14 protein-coding genes are annotated in these 17913 nt (G+C 74.2%); 7 read left to right on the forward strand and 7 right to left on the reverse strand.

Features of this window, described 5'->3' with window-relative positions:
- Positions 1-55: 55 nt before the first annotated feature.
- From WMF36_RS36425 to WMF36_RS36435, 3 genes are read right to left on the reverse strand one after another with little or no spacing between them, the layout of a single operon-like run.
- Positions 56-1372, reverse strand: a complete 1317-nt coding sequence (locus tag WMF36_RS36425) for a hypothetical protein (RefSeq protein WP_437575418.1) — start codon at positions 1370-1372, stop codon at positions 56-58.
- On the reverse strand, positions 1369-3453 hold the full coding sequence (locus WMF36_RS36430) for a TonB-dependent receptor plug domain-containing protein (protein ID WP_437575419.1): 2085 nt from the start codon (positions 3451-3453) through the stop codon (positions 1369-1371). Before WMF36_RS36430 ends, WMF36_RS36425 begins: the two co-directional genes overlap by 4 nt.
- On the reverse strand, positions 3450-4190 hold the full coding sequence (locus tag WMF36_RS36435; protein WP_437575420.1) for a hypothetical protein: 741 nt from the start codon (positions 4188-4190) through the stop codon (positions 3450-3452). Before WMF36_RS36435 ends, WMF36_RS36430 begins: the two co-directional genes overlap by 4 nt.
- A 196-nt stretch (positions 4191-4386) precedes the next feature.
- Here WMF36_RS36435 and cobT point away from each other — a divergent pair, with 196 nt between their 5' ends.
- The 5 genes from cobT (at position 4387) to WMF36_RS36460 (ending at position 9849) form a co-directional block, all read left to right on the forward strand.
- The gene (cobT, locus tag WMF36_RS36440) at positions 4387-5484 is read left to right on the forward strand and encodes a nicotinate-nucleotide--dimethylbenzimidazole phosphoribosyltransferase (RefSeq protein WP_437575421.1); all 1098 of its coding nucleotides are present in this window, start codon (positions 4387-4389) and stop codon (positions 5482-5484) included.
- Positions 5481-6248 (forward strand): adenosylcobinamide-GDP ribazoletransferase, encoded by a 768-nt coding sequence (locus WMF36_RS36445; protein ID WP_437575422.1) that lies wholly within the window; start codon positions 5481-5483, stop codon positions 6246-6248. Before cobT ends, WMF36_RS36445 begins: the two co-directional genes overlap by 4 nt.
- A gap of 17 nt (positions 6249-6265) precedes the next feature.
- The gene (locus tag WMF36_RS36450; protein WP_437575423.1) at positions 6266-6874 is read left to right on the forward strand and encodes a histidine phosphatase family protein; all 609 of its coding nucleotides are present in this window, start codon (positions 6266-6268) and stop codon (positions 6872-6874) included.
- Between the two features lie 361 nt (positions 6875-7235).
- Positions 7236-8291 carry a hypothetical protein gene (locus WMF36_RS36455; RefSeq protein ID WP_437575424.1) on the forward strand — a complete coding sequence of 352 codons (1056 nt, stop codon included), beginning with the start codon at positions 7236-7238 and terminating at the stop codon, positions 8289-8291.
- Positions 8292-8721: 430 nt separating this feature from the next.
- The gene (locus WMF36_RS36460; RefSeq protein ID WP_437575425.1) at positions 8722-9849 is read left to right on the forward strand and encodes an arginase family protein; all 1128 of its coding nucleotides are present in this window, start codon (positions 8722-8724) and stop codon (positions 9847-9849) included.
- Positions 9850-9930: 81 nt separating this feature from the next.
- Here the strand turns inward: WMF36_RS36460 and WMF36_RS36465 are convergent, their stop codons facing one another.
- A complete protein-coding gene (locus WMF36_RS36465) occupies positions 9931-10803 on the reverse strand; it encodes a sulfurtransferase (RefSeq protein WP_437575426.1) in 873 nt (290 codons plus the stop codon).
- Positions 10804-11167: 364 nt separating this feature from the next.
- Positions 11168-11644 (reverse strand): hypothetical protein, encoded by a 477-nt coding sequence (locus WMF36_RS36470; protein WP_437575427.1) that lies wholly within the window; start codon positions 11642-11644, stop codon positions 11168-11170.
- 559 nt (positions 11645-12203) lie between these two features.
- Here WMF36_RS36470 and WMF36_RS36475 point away from each other — a divergent pair.
- Both WMF36_RS36475 and WMF36_RS36480 read left to right on the forward strand, forming a co-directional pair.
- Positions 12204-13730: a helicase HerA domain-containing protein gene (locus WMF36_RS36475; protein ID WP_437575428.1), complete on the forward strand. Its 1527-nt coding sequence runs from the start codon at positions 12204-12206 to the stop codon at positions 13728-13730.
- 18 nt (positions 13731-13748) lie between these two features.
- Entirely contained in the window at positions 13749-14345 is a 597-nt protein-coding gene (locus tag WMF36_RS36480; RefSeq protein ID WP_437575429.1) for a Uma2 family endonuclease, read from the forward strand.
- Between the two features lie 105 nt (positions 14346-14450).
- On the opposite strand, the gene WMF36_RS36485 is transcribed toward WMF36_RS36480, so the two are convergent.
- Entirely contained in the window at positions 14451-16019 is a 1569-nt protein-coding gene (locus tag WMF36_RS36485; protein ID WP_437575430.1) for a protein kinase domain-containing protein, read from the reverse strand.
- A 196-nt stretch (positions 16020-16215) separates the two neighbouring features.
- Positions 16216-17874 carry a DUF2254 family protein gene (locus WMF36_RS36490; RefSeq protein WP_437575431.1) on the reverse strand — a complete coding sequence of 553 codons (1659 nt, stop codon included), beginning with the start codon at positions 17872-17874 and terminating at the stop codon, positions 16216-16218.
- Positions 17875-17913 lie beyond the last annotated feature (39 nt).

Raw genomic sequence — 17913 nt, forward strand, 5'->3', positions numbered from 1 at the left:
CCGAAGGACTCCCGCAGGAGTCCGGCACGCCGCGCCTGCCTGCCGGCGTGCTCGCTCAGAACGCGCCGAGGTAGCGCGGCGGCAAGCCGACCCGCGGGTCGACGTGGAGGCTGGCCGCGTGCACGACCGCGCGGCTGCCCTCGCCGACGTCGAAGCGGTGGACGACGCCCCCTTCGGTCTCGGCGTCCGCTGCGAGGCACCGCCCGCAGGCCTCGGCGCAGCGCACCTCGCCGAGGGAGGACGGGAGCTCCTTCGAGCGCAGCAGGACCTCGGGCTCGCCGCGCGCCGGTCCGGAGCCGGCGAGCTCGACCGCCGTGAGGGTGTCGTCGACCGGCCCCCCCTCGCTGAGCGCGTCGCGGCCGAGCGTCGCGAGCAGGAGGCGGTCCTCGGAGGCGAACGCGACCGAGAAGCCGGGCGTCCCCGCGCCGAGCTCGGCGGCCGTCCAGCGCGCCTCCTCGACGAGGGCCCCCTCGCGGCGCGCGAGGACCACGAGGCCCGCCTCGCCGGCGTTCGACGTGGCGCCGCCGCCGAACGTCCCGGTGCACACGACCGCGAGCCGCGAGCCGCTCGCGGACACCGCCAGCCCCCCGCACCCGTGGAGCCCGTCGAGCACCGTGACCTCCCGGATCGCGTCGCTGCGCGTGTCGATCTCGACGAGGCGCGACTCGGCCGAGGCGCTGAAGTCGAGCGAGGTCGCCACGAGGAGCACGTAGAGGCTGTCGTCGACAAGCACCGCGCGGCCCGGCCGCGGGTAGAACGCCGGATCCTCCCCGGCCAGGGCGGGCGCGAGGTCGATCCGGCCGACGATCGCCCGGGCGCCGGGGTCGACGACGAGCACGTCGCTGCCGCCGTCGATCGGCGCGGCGCCCGGGTCGAGGTTCGGCTCGTGGCGCGTGACGTACGCCTTCCCGGGCGAGACCTCGACGTAGTCCTGCGGGTTCGCGCGAAACGCGGTGGCGACGGCGAGCTGCCCCGGCACCTCGCCGCTCCGGACGTCGACCCACGTGAGCACGGACGCAGAGCGGTCGAGGAGCACCAGCCGATCCCCGCGGACCGGCGCCGTCGGGACGAGGACATCCCCCGAGAGCGGCGAGGCGAGGCCGGGCGAGCTCGAGCCCGATGAGACGATCGACGCGGAGAGCACCGCGCCGTCCCAGCTCACCAGGCTGACGTTCGTGGACAGGTAGTCGCTGCTGACCACGACGGCGCCGCGCCCGCACGGCCCCGCGACGACGTCCGTGCCGCCGGTGCTCGGCGGCGGCTCCGGCGCGTTGCACCCGAGCAGCGCGCACGCCGCCCCCGCGGCGAGGATCTTCAGGGAGGGAGCCCCGAGGGCCGCCCCCCGTCCCAGGTCGAAGCGAGACGCCATCACCACCACACCTCCGTCGCCGCGTGAAAGCTCCGCCCGGGGAGCTCGAGGTTGAGCAGATCGAAGGTCCTCGCGGCGAGGACGTTCGTGATCGCGAAGCGCGCCGAGAGCCGCCGCCGGAGCGCGAGGATCGCGAGCTCCACGTCGGCCGTCGCCTGCTCCGGCAGCGGCCGGAGCCCCGCGGGATCGCCGACGCGCGAGGCGCGGTAGAAGAGCCGCGCCGAGAGCGAGGCGCGGTCGACGCCGAGCCGCGCGGGCTCCGCGTACACCTCCAGGGACGGCGCCGCCACCAGGCGCGACTGGAGCGGGATGAGGTCGTTCGCGATCGCGCGGCCCGGCGAGGTGTCCCTCGGATCGAGCGCGGTGAGCGCGAGGCCGGCGCGGAGGTGATCGAGCGCCGAGGCCGAAGCCGTGAGCTCCAGGCCGAGGACGCGCGCGCTCGCGACGTTGTACGGCCGCAGCACGCCGGCGAACGCGGGGCGGTGCGCGACGAGCCCCGAGGCGAAGCGCGAGAAGCCGAGGATCTCGCAGGAGATCTCGGCGCGCGCGCGCGGCGCCGCCGCGGCGAGGCGCACCCCGAGCTCGGCCGAGACGCCGCGCTCGGGCGCGAGCTCCGGGTTGCCGACGACGATCGGGGAGCTGCCGTAGAGCTCGCCGAGCACGGGGACGCGCACGTAGCGGCCGAGGTTCCCGAAGAGCGAGACGCCGCCGCCCGCGAGGCGGAGCCGGGCGCCGAGGCGGCCGCTCGGCTCGAGCGCGCGGAGGGGGCCGCCGGCGCCGCCGTGGCTCGTCCGGTGGAGCTCCACGGCGCCGAGCGCGTAGCCCTCGAGCGACGGGCCCTTCGCGTAGCGCAGGCTCACCGAGGCGCGGGACGTCGCGCGCGACGCGCGGAGCGGCGCCCCGCCCGCGCGATCGAGGGCGAGGAGCTCGCGCTCGTGGGCCGCCGAGGCCGAGAGAGAGAGGTCGTCGGCCGGGCGGTAGCGGAAGGCGGCCTGCCCGGCGCCGCGCGCGCCGGCGCTGGCGACGAGCGGCGACAGCAGGCCGAGCTCGCCCCGCGGATCGCGGACGACCTGGCTCGAGAGGATCGCCGAGCTCGTGAGCTCGAGGCGGCACCGGTCGAGGCCGCCCTCCGGCGGGCGGGCGCACGGGGCGACCGCGGTGACCGCGCCGAGCCAGCGCTGCACGTGGGTCCGCGCCGCCCGCGCCGGCGTCTCCGAGAGGCCGGTCGCGCCCTGGTCGCGCGCGAAGCCGTTGCCGATCGCCGTGACGCTGCCGCCCCCGGGCAGCGTGTAGCGGCCGATGCTCCAGAGGTCGTAGGCGTCGGCGTCGGCGTTCGGCCTGGGCAGCGCCCGCCCCAGCCGGCTGTCCGTGACGAGGTAGTCGTTGTCGGCGGCGCGCCGGCCGAGCGCGATCACGGCGCCCGCGCGCTCGTCGCCGAGGCCCACCGACGCCCACGCGGCGCGCTCGCCGAAGCTGCCCGCGCCGAGCCCCACGGAGGCCCGGGGCGCGCGCGGCAGCGACGGCTCGAAGAAGATGGCGCCGCCGATCCCGAGGCGATCGGCGTGCTCGGGCGCGTTGCCCCGGTAGACCTCGACGCGCTGGATCATCCAGAGCGGGATCCTCGAGAGATCGGCGGTGCCGGTCACGTCGTCGTTGAGCCGGACGCCCGCGAGGTACACCGGCGTCTCGGCGCTGCTCGCGCCCCGGATGGACGCGGTCGCGATGTCCGACGCGGCGCCTGTCCGGGAGACCTGCAGGCCGGGGACGCGGCTCAGCACCGCGGACGCCGCGGCGCCCGGCGCGCGCAGCTCGTCGCCGAGGATCACGTGGGACGCCGCGCTCGGATCCCGCGCGGCCGAGGTCGACGCGCGCTGCCCCTCGACGCGCACCTCGAGCGCCCGGCCGCGCGGCCGGGCCGGCGCCGTCGCGGCCGGGGCGGCTACGCCGTCGTCTCCTTCTCCGCGCGCGCCGCCGCTCGTCGCGCCCTCCGTGTCACCCGCGCCCGCCTCCTCACCCCGCGCGCGCGGCGAGAGGCCGGCGACGGCCAGGAGCGCCGCGCAGGCGAGCGCCCCGGGACGCCTCACGGACACAGCGCGTGGACGATGCCCACCGCGTCGAGGTCGAAGACGTCGGGCGTGCCGGCGCGATCGGTGATCCGCACGAAGCGGGCGAGCGGGACCCCGATCTCGGCCAGATCGAACGGGTCCCCGCCCGCCGACGACGGGTCGAGCGGGTCCACGTCGTTCTCGTCGGGGTTGGCGTGCACGGGGTGCCACCCGGCGCAGCCGTCGTGGGGATAGCGATCCGCGGCGCAGGGGAACGCCGACCATGCGGCGCCGTCCTCGCTCACCTCGACCGTGGCGAGCTCGGCGAACACGCTCGCGGCGTCGCCGCCGCGCTCGAAGGCGTTCTCGAACACAAGGAAATCGGCCCCGGGCCCGTCGATGATCGCGTTGCCCTCGAACGCCAGCACGATCGACCCGCCGTCTCCGAGCGAGAGCACATCCAGCGAGCCGCCGCAGCAGCCGGCGCCCTTCGGCGGGCCGAGGACGATGTCCGGAACCCGGTCCTGGCCGAACCCCTGCGCTGCCCCGAGGCAGGCCGACACAACGCTCGTCGCGAACCGCGCGCCCGGACCGTCGCACGACGCCGCGCCCGCTCCGGGAGCGCCGCCGTGGCCGCCGGAGAGGCAGGAGCCGCCCCCGCCCGCAGCGGCGGCGGGCTCGCCGGAGCCGTCGTCCGGGGGCGCGTCGACGCCGCCGCACCCGGACAGGATGCCGGCGGAGGAGCAGAGGCAGACGAAGAGGGCGCGCAGCGACATCCTGAACCTGTTCGAGCGAGCTCGCGCCGCGGCGTCTCCGCGCCGGCGGCGACCGGCTTGTCCCGTTCCGGGGAGGGTCTCCCTCTCCCCAGCTTCCCGCGCGGGACCTCTTCGGCCGGATGGGCGGCTATCACGGGCTGCCGGGACGGTCAACGCGCTTCCCCGGCCTCCCGCGGGAGAGTAGAAAACCCGAAACATGGATCTCTCGCCTCCCTGGGTGTTCCCGGAGCTCGACGCGAGCGCGCTCGCCGCGGCGCGCGCGCGGCAGGACACGCTGACCAAGCCGCGCGGCAGCCTCGGAGCGCTCGAGGATCTCGCCGTCGCGCTCGCCGGCATCCAGGGCGGGATGCCCGCGAGCCGGCCAGCGGCGGCGGTGCTGTTCGCCGCCGATCACCCCGTCACCCGGCACGGCGTGTCGGCCTACCCGGCCGAGGTCACCGCGGCGATGGTGGCGAATTTCGTGCGCGGCGGCGCCGCCGCCAGCGTGCTCTGCCGGCACCTCGGGGTCGAGCTGCGGGTCGTGGACGTCGGCGTCGCCCACCCGTACGAGCGCGTCGGCGTGGACGTCGGCGGCGCCGGCGCGCGGCTGCGGCGCGATCCGGTCGCCGACGATCCCATCGGCGATCTGCGGGTCGAGGACGCGCTCTCGGAGGCCGTCTACGAGCGCGCGCTCCGCGCCGGCGCCGCCGAGATCGACGCGCTCGGGGGCGACACGCGCGTCGTCCTGCTCGGCGAGATGGGCATCGGCAACACCACGGCGGCCTCCGCCATGGCGGCGCTGCTCCTCGGGCTCGCCCCGGAGGACCTCGTCGGGGCGGGCACGGGCGTCGGGGGCGACGCGCTGGCGCGCAAGATCGAGGTCGTGCGCGACGCGACGCGGCGGGTTCAGGGCGCCCCGGGCGCCGAGCGCCCCGATCCGCACCGCATCGTGCGGGCGGTCGGCGGAAAGGAGATCGCCGCGCTCGTGGGCGCCATGGCGCGGGCGATCGAGCGGCGGATGGCGGTGCTCGTCGACGGCTTCATCGTCTCGGCGGCGGCGCTCGCGCTCGTCCGGATGGAACCCCAGGCGCGGGCGGGCATGCTCTTCGCGCACCGCTCGGCCGAGCGCGGCCACGCCCACGTCCTCGCGGCGCTCGACGCCCGCCCCTTGCTGGATCTCGGCATGCGGCTGGGCGAGGCGAGCGCCGCCCTGGCCGCGCTGCCCCTCCTCGACGCCGCGTGCGCCCTCCACGCCGGCATGGCGACGTTCGCGAGCGCGAGCGTGCCCGACCGCGCGCCGCCCGGGACTCCATGACGATGCCGCCGGTCCTGCGCGGCGCCCGGGCGGCGACGACCTTCCTCACGCGCGTTCCGGTCGGCGGCTTCCCCTATGCCGAGGCGGACTGGCGCTGGGCCTCGGCCTGGTTTCCGTTCGTGGGCGCGGTCCTCGGCGCCGTCCAGGCCGTGGTGTGGCTGCTCGTCGACGGGGGCGGCGCGCTCGTCGCGGCCAGCGTCGTCGTGGCGCTGGGCCTGCTCCTCACCGGCGCCTTCCACGAGGACGGCCTCGCGGACACGGCCGACGCGCTCGGCGGCGGCTTCGATCGCGCGCGCGTGTTCGAGATCCTCAAGGACAGCCGCATCGGCTCGTTCGGCGCCGCGGCGCTGATCGTGGTCCTCGTGCTGCGCATCGCCCTGCTCGCGCGGCTCGACGCCGCGGCGCCGGTCGCGCTTGTGCTGACGCAGTGCCTCTCGCGCACCCCGCCGATCTGGTTGATGGTCGCGCTGCCCTACGTGACCCAGGGCGGCTCGCGCAGCCGGCCGGTCGCGCGGGCGGCGCTCCCGCAGGCGCTCCTCGGCTCGCTCTGGCCGGCGCTCGCGCTCGCCGCCGCGCACGCCGCCGGCGTCGTCTCGGCGGCCGAGGCGGCGGCCATGCTCGGCGCGGCCGCCGCCGCCGCGGCGGTCTGCGGCCTCCGCTTCCGCGCCCGCGTCGGCGGCCTCACCGGCGACTTCCTGGGCGCGACGCAGCAGATCGCCGAGTGCGCCGCGCTGCTCGCCCTCGCGCTCGCGCGGGGCGGCTGAGCCGCGGGCGCGCCGGCATGGATCCCCTCCCCTTCGGCCTCATCGCGTTCCGCCACGCCCCGGTCCCGCTCTCCGGCGTCTGCTACGGCCGCCTCGACGTCGCCGCGGAGCTCACCCCCGAGGGCGCCGCGACCGCGATCGAGCGCGCGCTCGGCGACCTCGGCCTCCGCCCCGGCGTGGTCTGGTCGTCGCCGCTCTCCCGCTGCGCGCTCCCCGCGGCCGAGCTCGCGGCGCGCCTCGGGGCGCCGCACGCGGTCGACGAGCGCCTCGTCGAGATCGCCTATGGCGCCTGGGAGGGGCGCGCCTGGTCGGACATCGAGCGCGACGACCCGGTCGCGTATGCCGCGTGGCTCGACGGCTGGGAGCGCGCCGGGCCGCCGGGGGGCGAGTCGGCGATCGAGGTCGAGGCCCGGGTGCGGTCGTTCTGGTGCGCGCTGTCTCCGGCGTGCGGGCCAGCGTCCGGGGCATCCACGCACCTCCTCGTCGCGCACGCGGGGGTGCTGCGCGCGCTCCGCGTCGTCGCTTGCGGCGCGTCGTGGATTGAGGCGATGAGCGCGCCAGCTCCTCACCTCACGGCCGAGCACTTCCCTCTGCCGGCGTCCGCCGTTTCGCTGGCAGCCCGCTAGTCGCCCGTTCCGCGCATCAGAAATCCTGGCAGGACTGTTCCGCGGGGGCGATCCGGCGCATCCCCGGGGATTTCAGGAGAGCGTGACGACGGATCGCACCCCCTCGGAAGGCACGGTCCCAACCCGGGCCCAACGAATAGGCGTTTGCGGGACTGCGCCTGAGCAGCAGCGGCGGCGAGGTCCCGGCGCAGTCCCGCAAACGCCTATTCGTTGGGCTTGCGTTTCGGAGCGGCCATGCCGAGCTCGTCACTCGCACCAGGCGGGGCTCATGCAGCGCGCACAAGTTCTCCGGCGGCGCCAGGTCGAGGTGATTGACGCGAGTCGGGATCGCGGGTCTGCTTTTCGAGAATAGCGGGAGACGATGATGCCGAGCGCTTCGGAGCCTGACCCATCGATGCCGGACCGCGCGGCGACCGCGGCACCCTCGACGACCGCGCGCGGAAAGCCGGAGGGGAGGCCGCCGCACCCGGCCACCGTGGTGCAAGCCAAGCCGCAGCCAAAGGCGCGCGCCGAGAGGCCGCCGCACCCGGCCACCGTGGTGCAAGCCAAGCCGCAGCCGAAGGCGCGCGCCGAGAGGCCGCCACATCCGGCCACCGTGGTGCAGGCCAAGCCGCAGCCGAAGGCGCGCGCCGAGAGGCCGCTGCATCCGGCCACCGTGGTGCAAGCCAGATCGCAGCCAAAGGCGCGTGCCGAGAGGCCGCCGCATCCGGCCACGGCGGCGCGGCCGGCGGCGGGGGGGCAGGCCGCTGCCGCGCTACGCGCTCCCGGCGAAGGGCCATCACCACCCGGTGAAGATACGGCGCAGCCGCTGCTGGCAGCCGCTGCCACCGTCGCTGCATTGGCATGGGGCACTGCCTACCTGCGCGATTCCCTGTTCGGCAGCTCCGAGCTGCCCCGGCGCGGCGTGCGGAACGATGACATGGTGGACGCGGTGGCGCAGGACTACACCGTGGGGAAGGGGCTGCAAGTCACCCCGCGGACACGGACGCGGATCGTGGTCTCGTTCGGCCGCATCCTGACCGTGAACTACGACACGAACGATTCTTCGTTCAACATCGGAGAAATCGAGCGACCAAAGGGTGTCAAATACTTCGCGAGCGACATTCTCGAGTTCGCTTTCAGGCAAATCGAGGCCTATCTCAACAAAGGGCCCTTGCCGCTCGCCCTCATCCGTGGGGCCGGCATCGTCAATCAAGGAACCGCCTGGATTGCCAATTTTCCTGGCGTCCAGGCGCTGTCATGGCTGGTGTCCGGGACCCTGTCCGTGGACGTCGGGAGGCAGACTCCGCTCGGCAAGATGATCGAGCACTTCCTCGCCGACTACCATCCCGACCTGTTCATGAAGAGCATCACCGTGGAGCCGGGGCCGCAATCGAACGCACGGAACACGGTGGTGAAGCTCGGCACCAAGGAGTGAAGCGCGGTGGAGGGCGGCCCCGAGCGCCTTGCATTGCGGTCCGGCGGGCGGCTCTCGTCCGGAGACGGCGGAGGCGCAGAGCGCTGCCTGATCCGCCGTCCTTGGTGCAGCCCCAGTAGCGGCCCGCGGTCGATAGATAGAAGCGATCAAGATACGCCAACAGCGGTTCGTCAGGGCGGCGGATCACGCCTGCATCACTGCGCGGGCGAAGCGGGTTATCAAGCTCTTCATTGGGCCGAGCGGGCCACTGCCAGGGTGGCGAAGGCGACGCCGGGCCCTCGGGGGCTGCGAGAGCGCCCCGCGAACGACGAGCCTGGGACGAGCTCGGGCGACAACGTACTGACCCATCCCTTCGCGGCCGAGCGCTTCCCGCTCCTTGCGCCCGCCCTTTCGCTGGCGGCCCCCTGAGGGGCGCGTACCCTCGTCGGGCATGACCCCGCAAGAAGAGCTCGCGCTCCTGCTGCGTCCGGCGGCTGGAGGCCTCTACCTCGTCTCGACCGGGCGCGCACAGCAGCTCGAGGTCCAGCGACGGCTCTACGGCGCCACAACCCAGGAGGAGGTCCTCGCCCGGTTCCGCGCGTCGTTCGACCGCATCGCCGGCGCGCGCGCCGTCTTGCTCGGCATCCCCTCCGACGTCGGCGCCGGGTTCCTCCGCGGGTCCAACATGGGCCCGCAGGCGATCCGGACCGCGCTCCTCGACGCCCATCCGGACTTCCCCGAGCGGGCGCGCGACGTTGGCCTTGTCGACATCGGGGACGTGTTCGTCGTGCCGCAGCTCCTGCACGACGACATGCTCTCGGAGGCCCAGAAGGCCGCGTCGCGCCGCGCCCTGTATCCCGGCGTGCCCGAGGCGCTCTCGTCCCGGCTGCCTGTTTCACCGCTCTCCATCGCCGAGCGCGCCCTCGATCTCGTCTTCTCGATCAACCCCGACGTCGCGCCCATCGTGCTCGGCGGCGACCACTCCACGGCCTTACCGGTCGCGCGCGCCCTCTCGCGCGTGCAGAGCGCGCGGAAGCGGCCGTGGGGCATCGTCCAGCCCGACGCGCACACGGATCTCCTCGAGGAGCGGCTCGGGGTTGCGTACTGCTTCGCCACCTGGTCGTACCACGCGAACGAGCTTGTCGGTCGGGGCGGCCGGCTGACCCAGGTCGGGGTCCGCGCCTCCCAGAAGCCGCGTGAGCACTGGGAGGGCCGCTACGGCGTGCGGCAGTTCTGGGCGGCCGAGTGCCGCGCCGATCCTGCGGCGGCGCTCGACGCCATCGTCGCGCACGTGAAGAGCACCGGGGTCGAAGGCGTGTATTTCTCGAACGACATCGACGGCACCGACGCCGCGTTTGCCGACGCCACCGGGACCCCGGAGCCGGACGGCCTCTCGCCCGACTTCGTGGTTGCGCTCATCCGCCGGCTCGGGCGCGAGGTCGGCCTGCTCGGCGGCGATGTCATGGAGGTCGCGCCGGCGCTCCAGCCGACGCCGGAGAGCTCGGCCCGCACGCTGGCGCTCGCGGTGCGCTACCTGCGCGAGACGATCGAGGCTGTCGTCGGCCGCGCGCTCGCCTGACGCCGCGCGCTCGCCGGGGGCACGCGAGCTCGTCAGGTGCGCGCGTGCTCGCCGGGCGCACGTGCCCTCGCCTGACGCCGCTCAGGGCTCGGCGCCCTTCGCCGCGGGCAGGGCGGCGTCGCGGGCCCAGTCGCTCCACGACCCCTCGTAGAGGATCGCGTCCGCGCGGCCGAGCATCGCCAGCGCGAGCAGGTCGTGGCAGGCGGTGACGCCGGAGCCGCAGTAGCAGATGACGGTGCTCGCCTCGATCGCGCCGAGGTCGCGATAGCGCCGCTCGAGCTCGGCGCGCTCGCGGAAGGGCCCGGCGGGTGCGCGGAGGTTCTCCGCGAACGGGGCCGAGCGCGCCCCGGGGATGTGGCCCGGGCGCGCGTCGACGGGCTCGCTCTGCCCTTCGTAGCGCTCGCGGGCGCGCGCATCGAGGATCACCGTCGAGGGATCGCCGCGCAGCCTGTCGACGACCGCCTTGTCCACGACCGTGGCGCCTCCGGCGGCGAGATCCATCGGCCGCGCCGGCGCGATGCCGGGCACGTCGGTCGAGAGCGGGTGTCCCGCCGAGGTCCACGCCTCCAGGCCGCCGTCGAGCACGCGCCCGCCCGGATGGCCGAAGTAGCGCAGCAGCCACCAGAGCCGGGCCGCGATGGCGCCGCCCGCGTCGTCGTAGCCGACGACCAGCGAATCGGGCGCAACGCCGATCCTGGCGAGCACGCGCGCGAACGCCGCCGCGTCGGGCAGGGGGTGGCGCCCCGGGCCGGCCTGCGCGGGCCCGGAGAGGTCGGCGTCGACATCGAGGTGCACGGCGCCCGGGATGTGCCCGCGGGCGTACTCGTCGGCGCCGCGGCGACCGCTGAGGTACCAGCGGCAGTCGACAACGCGAACGCGCGGGTGGCCGGCGTGCGCTGCGAGCCAGGGGACATCGACGAGGGGGCCGGTGGGCACGGAGAGGGGGGCGCGCATGCGGGACATGGTAGCGCTGCGCGGTCGCCGGCGGAGCCCGGCGTTGGAGCCCTGAGGGGCATGCCCGGACCGCGCTCGCCCGGCCCGCGAGCTGGCCACCTCTCGGTTCCCGCGACGAAGGCGCCAATCGTGGCCTTCGCATCGTTGACACCGCCTTGCTGTCGGGGCAGCGGAAAGTCACATCCGAACGACCGGCCTGCGGGCCCCGCGGCGACGACCGGCGCCGCCTGCATCGCTTTTCCGGAGGGTGTCGGATTGCATAGAAGAATGTTCTGTCAACCCGGGGCATGCCGCGTAATTGGGGCTTGTTGTTTCCGAACGTTGCGAGACGTTGCGCGCGCGGCGAGGGAGAGCTCACGCCCCGTCAGGGAGCGGTCTTATCGATCGCGAGGTCGACGCTCGGCGTGACTCCGCAGTAGTCGCCGAATCTCCCGCAGTCTTCCACCTCGAAGACCACCGTGCCATAGGGCTCACCGCTCGCCGGACGGCTCTCGTCGACCCCCTTCGATAGCCACGCGAACAGCCGCCAGCGCTGGTGCGGCGTCGTGCCGAGCGTCTCGCTGATGCTGTACTCGAATGGGAATGTCGCCTCGGCGAGGTCGTGCCGGCTCTCGTACCAGCTGCTTCCCTCTCCACCGGCGTCCGGGAAGGACGGTGCCTTGGGGTCGAAGTCGCCGTCCGACGCCGGCGTCGCGCGCAGAGCCAGGCTTTTGAACCCTTCGGTCTCCACGCCGGCGCCGAGGCTGATCTCGCCGGAAGCTCCCGGGCCGGCCGGATCGCCGAAAGGCACGCAGCCGCCGAGGCCGGCCGTCGCGAGCGAGACGAGAGCGACCGCGGCCATGAACGGGCGAACCACGGTGGAAACCAAGCGGGAACGAGCGCAGGAAGAGGGAATCGTCATGATGGCTGTCCTCGAAGGAAAGGCGTGCACGTCAGCACCTTTCACGGATCCAGCATGGCAACGGCCATGCCGGTGGCTGCGCCCGCTGCGCTGGGCAGGACGCCACGCGGCCCAGCGCGGCGCTGCTCCGCAGCGGCCCGCCGGTGTATCTGGCGCGAGGGATCGAGTATGACGCCCCGATCAGGGGGCGAGGTCCGCGGCAACCCCTCGCGGGCTATGAGATGGCTTATCGAGCTTGAGCTGCCGTCCAGCCACGCTCGTCGACCCCGATCTCCCCGCGAGCCTGGTAGTCGAGCAGCGCCTCGATCCCGGAAGGTCTCATGAAAGGCGCGACAGGGGTGCGATCGGTGGCCACGTGCACCAGAACTGCGGCCAAAGCGACGAGTCGCGACGGTTCGACCCCGCAATTCGTGCCGGCTCGACTCGCACGCGCCGCCGCGCTCGCCTACAGTCCGCAGGCGAGCGCGACCGGCCACGTGCCCCCACGGGAGGCGACCCTTTGAGCCCCATCCTCTCTCTCTGCGAAGGCTACCGACTCGATCTGTCCGACTATGCGCGCACCGGACTGCGCGTCGGCATCTGGGCCTCGTCCGGGCGCGGCAAGAGCTTCGGCGTCGGGGTCCTCTGCGAGGAGCTCCTCGCGGCCGGCGTCCCGGTCGTCGCGATCGATCCCGAGGGGGAGCTCTACACGCTGCGGGAGCGGTTCCGCCTGCTCGTCCTCGGCGGCGCCCACGCGGATCTGCCGCTTCCGTCCAGCGAGCGCGCGGCGGAGCTCGCGCTCGCGCGGGTGCTCGACGAAGGGCTCGGCCTCGTCGTCGATCTGTCCGACCAGCCGACGAACCGCGCCCAGCAGGAGGCCGCGCTCCCGTTCCTCGAGCGGCTCTGGGCGCTCCTGTCCGAGCGCCGCGCGCCGGCGGCCGTCGTGGTCGAGGAGGTGCACATCTTCGCGCCTCAGTCGGGCGCGTCGCTCACCTCGGACATCCTGCACCGCTTCGCCAAGCAGGGCCGCAAGCGCGGCGTCCTCCTCGTCGTCGCGAGCCAGCGCACGCAGGCCGTCTCGAAGGAGCTCATGAGCCAGCTCAACTTCCCGGCGATCGGCGGCTTCGAGATCGAGCGCGACTACGACGCGGTGAAGGCGCTCGTCGACGGCCACACGTTCGAGGAGTTCCGCGCGCTCCCGGCCGGCGAGTTCTTCCTGCCCGCCGCCGGGCGCTTCGAGCGCTGGCGCGCCCGCCACACCGCCCACGGCGGCGACGCGCCGAGCTGGACCGGCGAGCCCGGCGGCGCGCCGCGGATCGCGGACTCCACCCTGAGCACGCTCATCGGCGAGCTCCGCGAAGCGCTCGCGGACGAGATCGCGCGCTCGCGCGCGCCGGATCCGAGCGCCGCGCTGCGGGCCGAGATCCGCCGCCTCAAGCAGCAGCTCGAGCAGGCCGACGAGGCGCGCAGGGCGGCCGAGGCCGAGTCCGAGCGGCTGCGCACCGCGCTGCAGGTCGCCGGCGTCGTCAAGGTGGTGATCCAGAACGAGATCGTGGCGCGCGCCGGCCAGAGCGACGGCGCGCGCGCACAGGCGGCGCCCGCTCCCGGCGCACAGACGGCGCCCGCTCCCGGCGCGCCGAGGGACCGCGTCCCGGCGTCGCTCCCGGCCCCGCCGGCGCCGGGCGGCGTGGTCGTGAAGGTCGCCGCGAGGCCGGCCTCGCCGTCGCTCCGGGATCTCGCGATGCCGGCCGGGACGTTGCTCGAGGCGCGCGGCGTCAAGCGGATGGTGAGCGCCGCGAGGAGCCACGCGCAGCGGCGATCCCCTCGCTCGGCAGCGCACGTCGCCCTGGCCGCGAAGCTGCTCGCCGGCGGCGCGGCGCTGACCGCGGAGGAGCTCGCGGCGCGCGGCGGCTCGCGCAGCCAGGTCGAGATCCGCCGCGCCGCGCGCGCTCTCGCCGCGCTCGCCCGCGCGGGCTTCGCCTCGGTCCAGGGCGGCCGTCACGCGCTGAACGAGGCGGCCGTGCTTCGCGCGCTCCAGATCGGCTGACGAGGCTATGCTGCCGGCATGAGCGGCGTCGCGAAGCAACTCGCCCGCAAGCCCGCCACGCTGGAGGACCTCCTCGCCCTCCCTGAGGAGGACCGCCGTCACGAGATCATCGACGGGGAGCTCGTCGAGAAGGGAGCGGCCACCGGCGAGCATGGCGGCGCCCAGGCGGACCTCGTGACCACCCTCAACCGCCGCTTCGGCCGTCGCCCTGGGGGACGCTGGCCGGGCGGCTGGTGGTTCGCCACCGAGGTCGAGATCTCCTTCACCCCGGGCCAGGTGTACCGCCCCGATGTCGTCGGCTGGCGCCGCGAGCGCGCGCCGCAGCGCCCCACCGGCGTCCCCGTCACCCTTGTGCCCGACTGGATCTGCGAGATCCTCTCGACGAACCGGCGCAACGACCTCGTCAAGAAGAAGCGCGCCTACCATCCATGCCAGGTGCCGCACTATTGGATCATCGACCCGGCGGAGGAGACGCTGGCCGTCCATCGCTGCGGGCCGGATGGCTACATCGAGACCCTGGCGGCGCAGCGGGGAGAGATCGTCCGCGCGGAGCCGTTCGACGCCGTCGCGTTCCATGTCGGCGTGCTCTTCGGAGACGACGAGCCGGAGGAGTAACCCCGCGTCCAAGGCAGCTCGCGACGAGCTCCCTCACGCAGGCGCCCCCCCGCGAGCCGGCCGCTCCCACCGCGCTCGCAGCGCGCAAGCTATCCCGCGGCGCAGCTAGCAGCTGGAGATGGACAGCAGGCGGATCGTCGCGATCGCCCCCAGCACGAACAGCCCCGTGAAGAAGATCCGCCGCTTGCGCCGCAGCTGCTCGGCGGTGAGCCCGGCGCTTTCAGGCGCCTCGTCCGGCGTGCTCTCCCCGCCGCCGCGCACCGCGGGCACCGCGGCCAGCCTGCTCGCCTGCATCGGCGTGCTCGCCGCGCTCGCCTTGCCGGTCTGCTGCGCCGCACCGCCTGCGGCCTCCACGGCGGCGCGGCTTCGCTGGAGCTCGCCCTCCGGCGTGGTCGACGCCGCGAGCGCGCGCGGGCGCGGCGTGTCGCCCGAGCCCTCGAAATCGAGGTACTGCACCGAGAGCGCGCCCATGGCGGCGCCGAGCGGCCGCGGGGCGCCGCTCTTGCGCGCCGAGGGCGCGCTCCGCCGGCCATCCGGCGACGACGGGCGGTCCCCGGACACCGAGCGGCGGTCCCCGGACGCGGAGCGGCGGTCCGCGGACGCGGCGCCGGGCAGCGCCTTTCCCAGGAGGTCCGGCGAGCTCTGCCCCGGCCCGCTCGCTGGCGGGAGCGACGGCGCGGCGTGGCCGCCGGCGCCGCTCAGCGAGCCCGCCCTCGCGATGTAGGCCTCGACGTGCTCCTTCAGCTCGTTCCGGGCCTCGTGCTCCGCGCCTCCGCCCATCCCGCGGAGGACCTGCTCCAGCTCCTCGGCCAGCTTGCCCGCGCTGGCGGTGCGCCTGTCGACGCGGAACTCGGTCGCCGCGTCGAGCGCGTCCGCGAGCGGCGCGCACAGGTCGGGCAGGAGCTCGCGCGCGCGGGGGCTCGGCACCGACGCGACGCGCATGATCAGCTGCGCCTGCGTCTCGGCCTTGCGCACGCGGCTGCCGAGCAGCGCCTCGAGGAGCGTGAGCCCCAGGGAGAACACGTCCGCGCGCCCGTCGAACGGCTCGCCGCGCGCCTGCTCCGGGGGCATGTAGGGGAGCTTCCCCTTGAACACGGCGCTGTCGGCCTCCTCGCCCGCGAGCCCGGGGATCCGCGCGACCCCGAAGTCGGTCAGGCAAACGCGGCCGTCCCGCGCGATCAGGATGTTGGACGGCGAGACGTCGCGGTGGACGACCGCGTAGCGCCGCCCGTCGTCCTCGCACAGGCTGTGCACCGCATCGAGCGCCCTCGCCATCTCCCGGCCGATGTAGGCCACGGCGCGCGGCGAGAAGGCGCCCACCTTCCTCAGCACGCGATCGATGGCGGGGCCGTCGATGTAGTCGAGCGCGAGGTACACGGAGCCCTCGAAGTCCCCGAGCTCGATCAGCCGGACCACGTTCGGGTGATCGAGCCGCGCGATCACCTGCGCCTCGGCGAAGAACGACTCGCGCGCCGAGTCGCCGAGCTCGGACCGCGCGGCCAGCCGCTTCAGCGCGACGCGGCGCAGGAAGCCCGGCGTCATCTCCTCCTCGGCGAGCCACACCTCCCCCATGGCGCCCTTGCCCAGCATCCGGATGAGCCGGTACTTGCCGGCGAACAGCTCCGGCGGCGGATCGGACTCGGCGTGCTTGCGACGCGGGCGTGAGGCGGACATCTCGGGTGGGCAGCGCTCGACCTCGACGCTCGTCGAGGCTAGCCCTCCTGCTGCAGGTGGAGAGGGTGCATGGAGGGCATGCCCGATCCTATCGCCGCCCGCGCGCCGCAGGAATCATCGCGTCGATGCCCGGCGCGAATCCAGCCCGCGTGTACTGCGCCCCGGCCCACCCCCTGCGAGCGCGCCGGTCGCTCCATCACTCCAGCGTGGGCTCCTCGCGGATCGGCTCGCGCATGGTCGTCGCCGGGAACCACTCGAAGAAGCGGTGGATGAGCTGGCGCCGCTCGGGCTCGATGTACTCGAACACGGCGCCCCGGTCGTTGATCTCCCAGAACTCGTTGCTCGTCACGGCCAGGAGCTCGGCGCGGATCGAGCGCAGCCGGTCGGGCCGCTCGTCGCGCATGTCGCGGTAGATCTTGCGCGCGAGCGCCTCCTCGCCCTTCTGCAGGTAGTACGTGGCGAGCTTGACCTGCGCCTTGCGGACGCCGCGGAGCGACGGCTCCTGCTGGTCGAGCTCGGCTTCCTTGTCCACCTCGAGGAAGATCCGGAGCAGCTCGTCGCGGGCAGGTGCGTGGAGGTCGTACGCGCGCTCGTTGACCACGCAGAGGTCGAACGCGACGGTCTCGGTGAGGAACGCGAGCCCCATCGCGTGCGCCGTCTGCGCGTAGTACTTGAAATACCGCGCGATATCGAGGACCTGATCCCCCCAGCCCGCCTTGAGCAGCTCCTCGGCGAGGTAGCGGTACTGGTTCAGGTTGTTGTAGGCCGCGGCGATGTCCTTCGCGTTGAGCGACCGGCGCATGTAGGTGTTGAAGAACTTCACGACGACCGCGACGGCCGCCCGGTCCCCCGCGGCGATGGCGGTCTGCCCGATGTAGCGCGTGTCGATCGCGATGCGCGTGATGAGGTCCGGCATCGCCGTGAGCGCCTCGCGGTAGACCATCAGGAACTGGCGGAGCGCCTTGTACTCGAGCCAGGTCCGCGTGGCCGAGAGCTTGTCGAGCGCCTCGGCGTTCATGCTCACGAAGTCGGTGTCCCTGGCGAGGCGGTCGCGGATCTGGAACCAGCGCGGATCGAGCGTCGCCTTGTGCGGCAGGTACGCGACGACGAGCTCCGACAGCGAGTCGACCGTCTTCGACGCGATCCCCTTGTCCTTCTGGTCGATCGCGTTGAGCGCCACGTCGGCGAGCTGCTCCAGCGACGAGAGCGCCGTCACCCGCCGCTCGTCGACCTCGCCGTCGCTCTCGCTGCCCGCGGGGCGCAGCGCCTGCTCGACGCCGCTCTTCTTGATCCGCCCGACCACGTTGTCGGGCTCGACGAAGTCGAACACGTACCCGAAGTAGGGCGCCATCATGAGCAGGCTCGCGGTGAGCAGCCCCATGGTGACGAGGACGCCGTACGACGGGACGAAGGCGTGCTCGGTCGAGCCGCCCCCGCCGGCGCGGATCGAGAAGTTGACCCACAGCGAGAACACCGCGCTGACGACGAAGAAGCCCATCACGAGCATGTTCGTCCGGTCGCGGAAGAACATCTCGGTGATCCGCGGCGTGTACCGGTTCGCGGCGAGCTGCACGATGATGGAGGCGACCGTGATGACGATGCCGAGGATGGCGGCGATGACCTCGCCGATGCCGCCCATGATGTGCTCGGCGTCGCTCGGCGACATGCGCACGAACACCTCCCAGAGCGGGAGGCGCTCGTTCCCGTCGCGCGCGATGTCGAGCAGGTAGGCGACCGACAGGGTCGCCATGCTGACGCCGAGGAGAGACGACATCGGCCGCAGCCAGATGCGGGCCAAGGCCGCGCCGCCGCGGCGCCTCCCCTCGGCGTCCTCTGCGGTCCGATCCTGTGTCATGAGGTGATCGCCGCTCGATCCACGCGCCTGCCCCACGCG

The sequence above is a fragment of the Sorangium sp. So ce887 genome, from assembly GCF_051521455.1.
Lineage (GTDB): Bacteria > Myxococcota_A > Polyangia > Polyangiales > Polyangiaceae > Sorangium.

What these genes read in the sequence shown, in the direction of transcription:
- WMF36_RS36455 (WP_437575424.1), top strand. Translation starts at nt 7,236, where the DNA reads ATGATGCCGAGCGCTTCGGAGCCTGACCCATCGATGCCGGACCGCGCG.
- WMF36_RS36470 (WP_437575427.1), bottom strand. Translation starts at nt 11,644, where the DNA reads ATGGCCGCGGTCGCTCTCGTCTCGCTCGCGACGGCCGGCCTCGGCGGC.
- cobT (WP_437575421.1), top strand. Translation starts at nt 4,387, where the DNA reads ATGGATCTCTCGCCTCCCTGGGTGTTCCCGGAGCTCGACGCGAGCGCG.
- WMF36_RS36460 (WP_437575425.1), top strand. Translation starts at nt 8,722, where the DNA reads ATGACCCCGCAAGAAGAGCTCGCGCTCCTGCTGCGTCCGGCGGCTGGA.
- WMF36_RS36445 (WP_437575422.1), top strand. Translation starts at nt 5,481, where the DNA reads ATGACGATGCCGCCGGTCCTGCGCGGCGCCCGGGCGGCGACGACCTTC.
- WMF36_RS36485 (WP_437575430.1), bottom strand. Translation starts at nt 16,019, where the DNA reads ATGTCCGCCTCACGCCCGCGTCGCAAGCACGCCGAGTCCGATCCGCCG.
- WMF36_RS36480 (WP_437575429.1), top strand. Translation starts at nt 13,749, where the DNA reads ATGAGCGGCGTCGCGAAGCAACTCGCCCGCAAGCCCGCCACGCTGGAG.
- WMF36_RS36465 (WP_437575426.1), bottom strand. Translation starts at nt 10,803, where the DNA reads ATGCGCGCCCCCCTCTCCGTGCCCACCGGCCCCCTCGTCGATGTCCCC.
- WMF36_RS36435 (WP_437575420.1), bottom strand. Translation starts at nt 4,190, where the DNA reads ATGTCGCTGCGCGCCCTCTTCGTCTGCCTCTGCTCCTCCGCCGGCATC.
- WMF36_RS36450 (WP_437575423.1), top strand. Translation starts at nt 6,266, where the DNA reads ATGGATCCCCTCCCCTTCGGCCTCATCGCGTTCCGCCACGCCCCGGTC.
- WMF36_RS36490 (WP_437575431.1), bottom strand. Translation starts at nt 17,874, where the DNA reads ATGACACAGGATCGGACCGCAGAGGACGCCGAGGGGAGGCGCCGCGGC.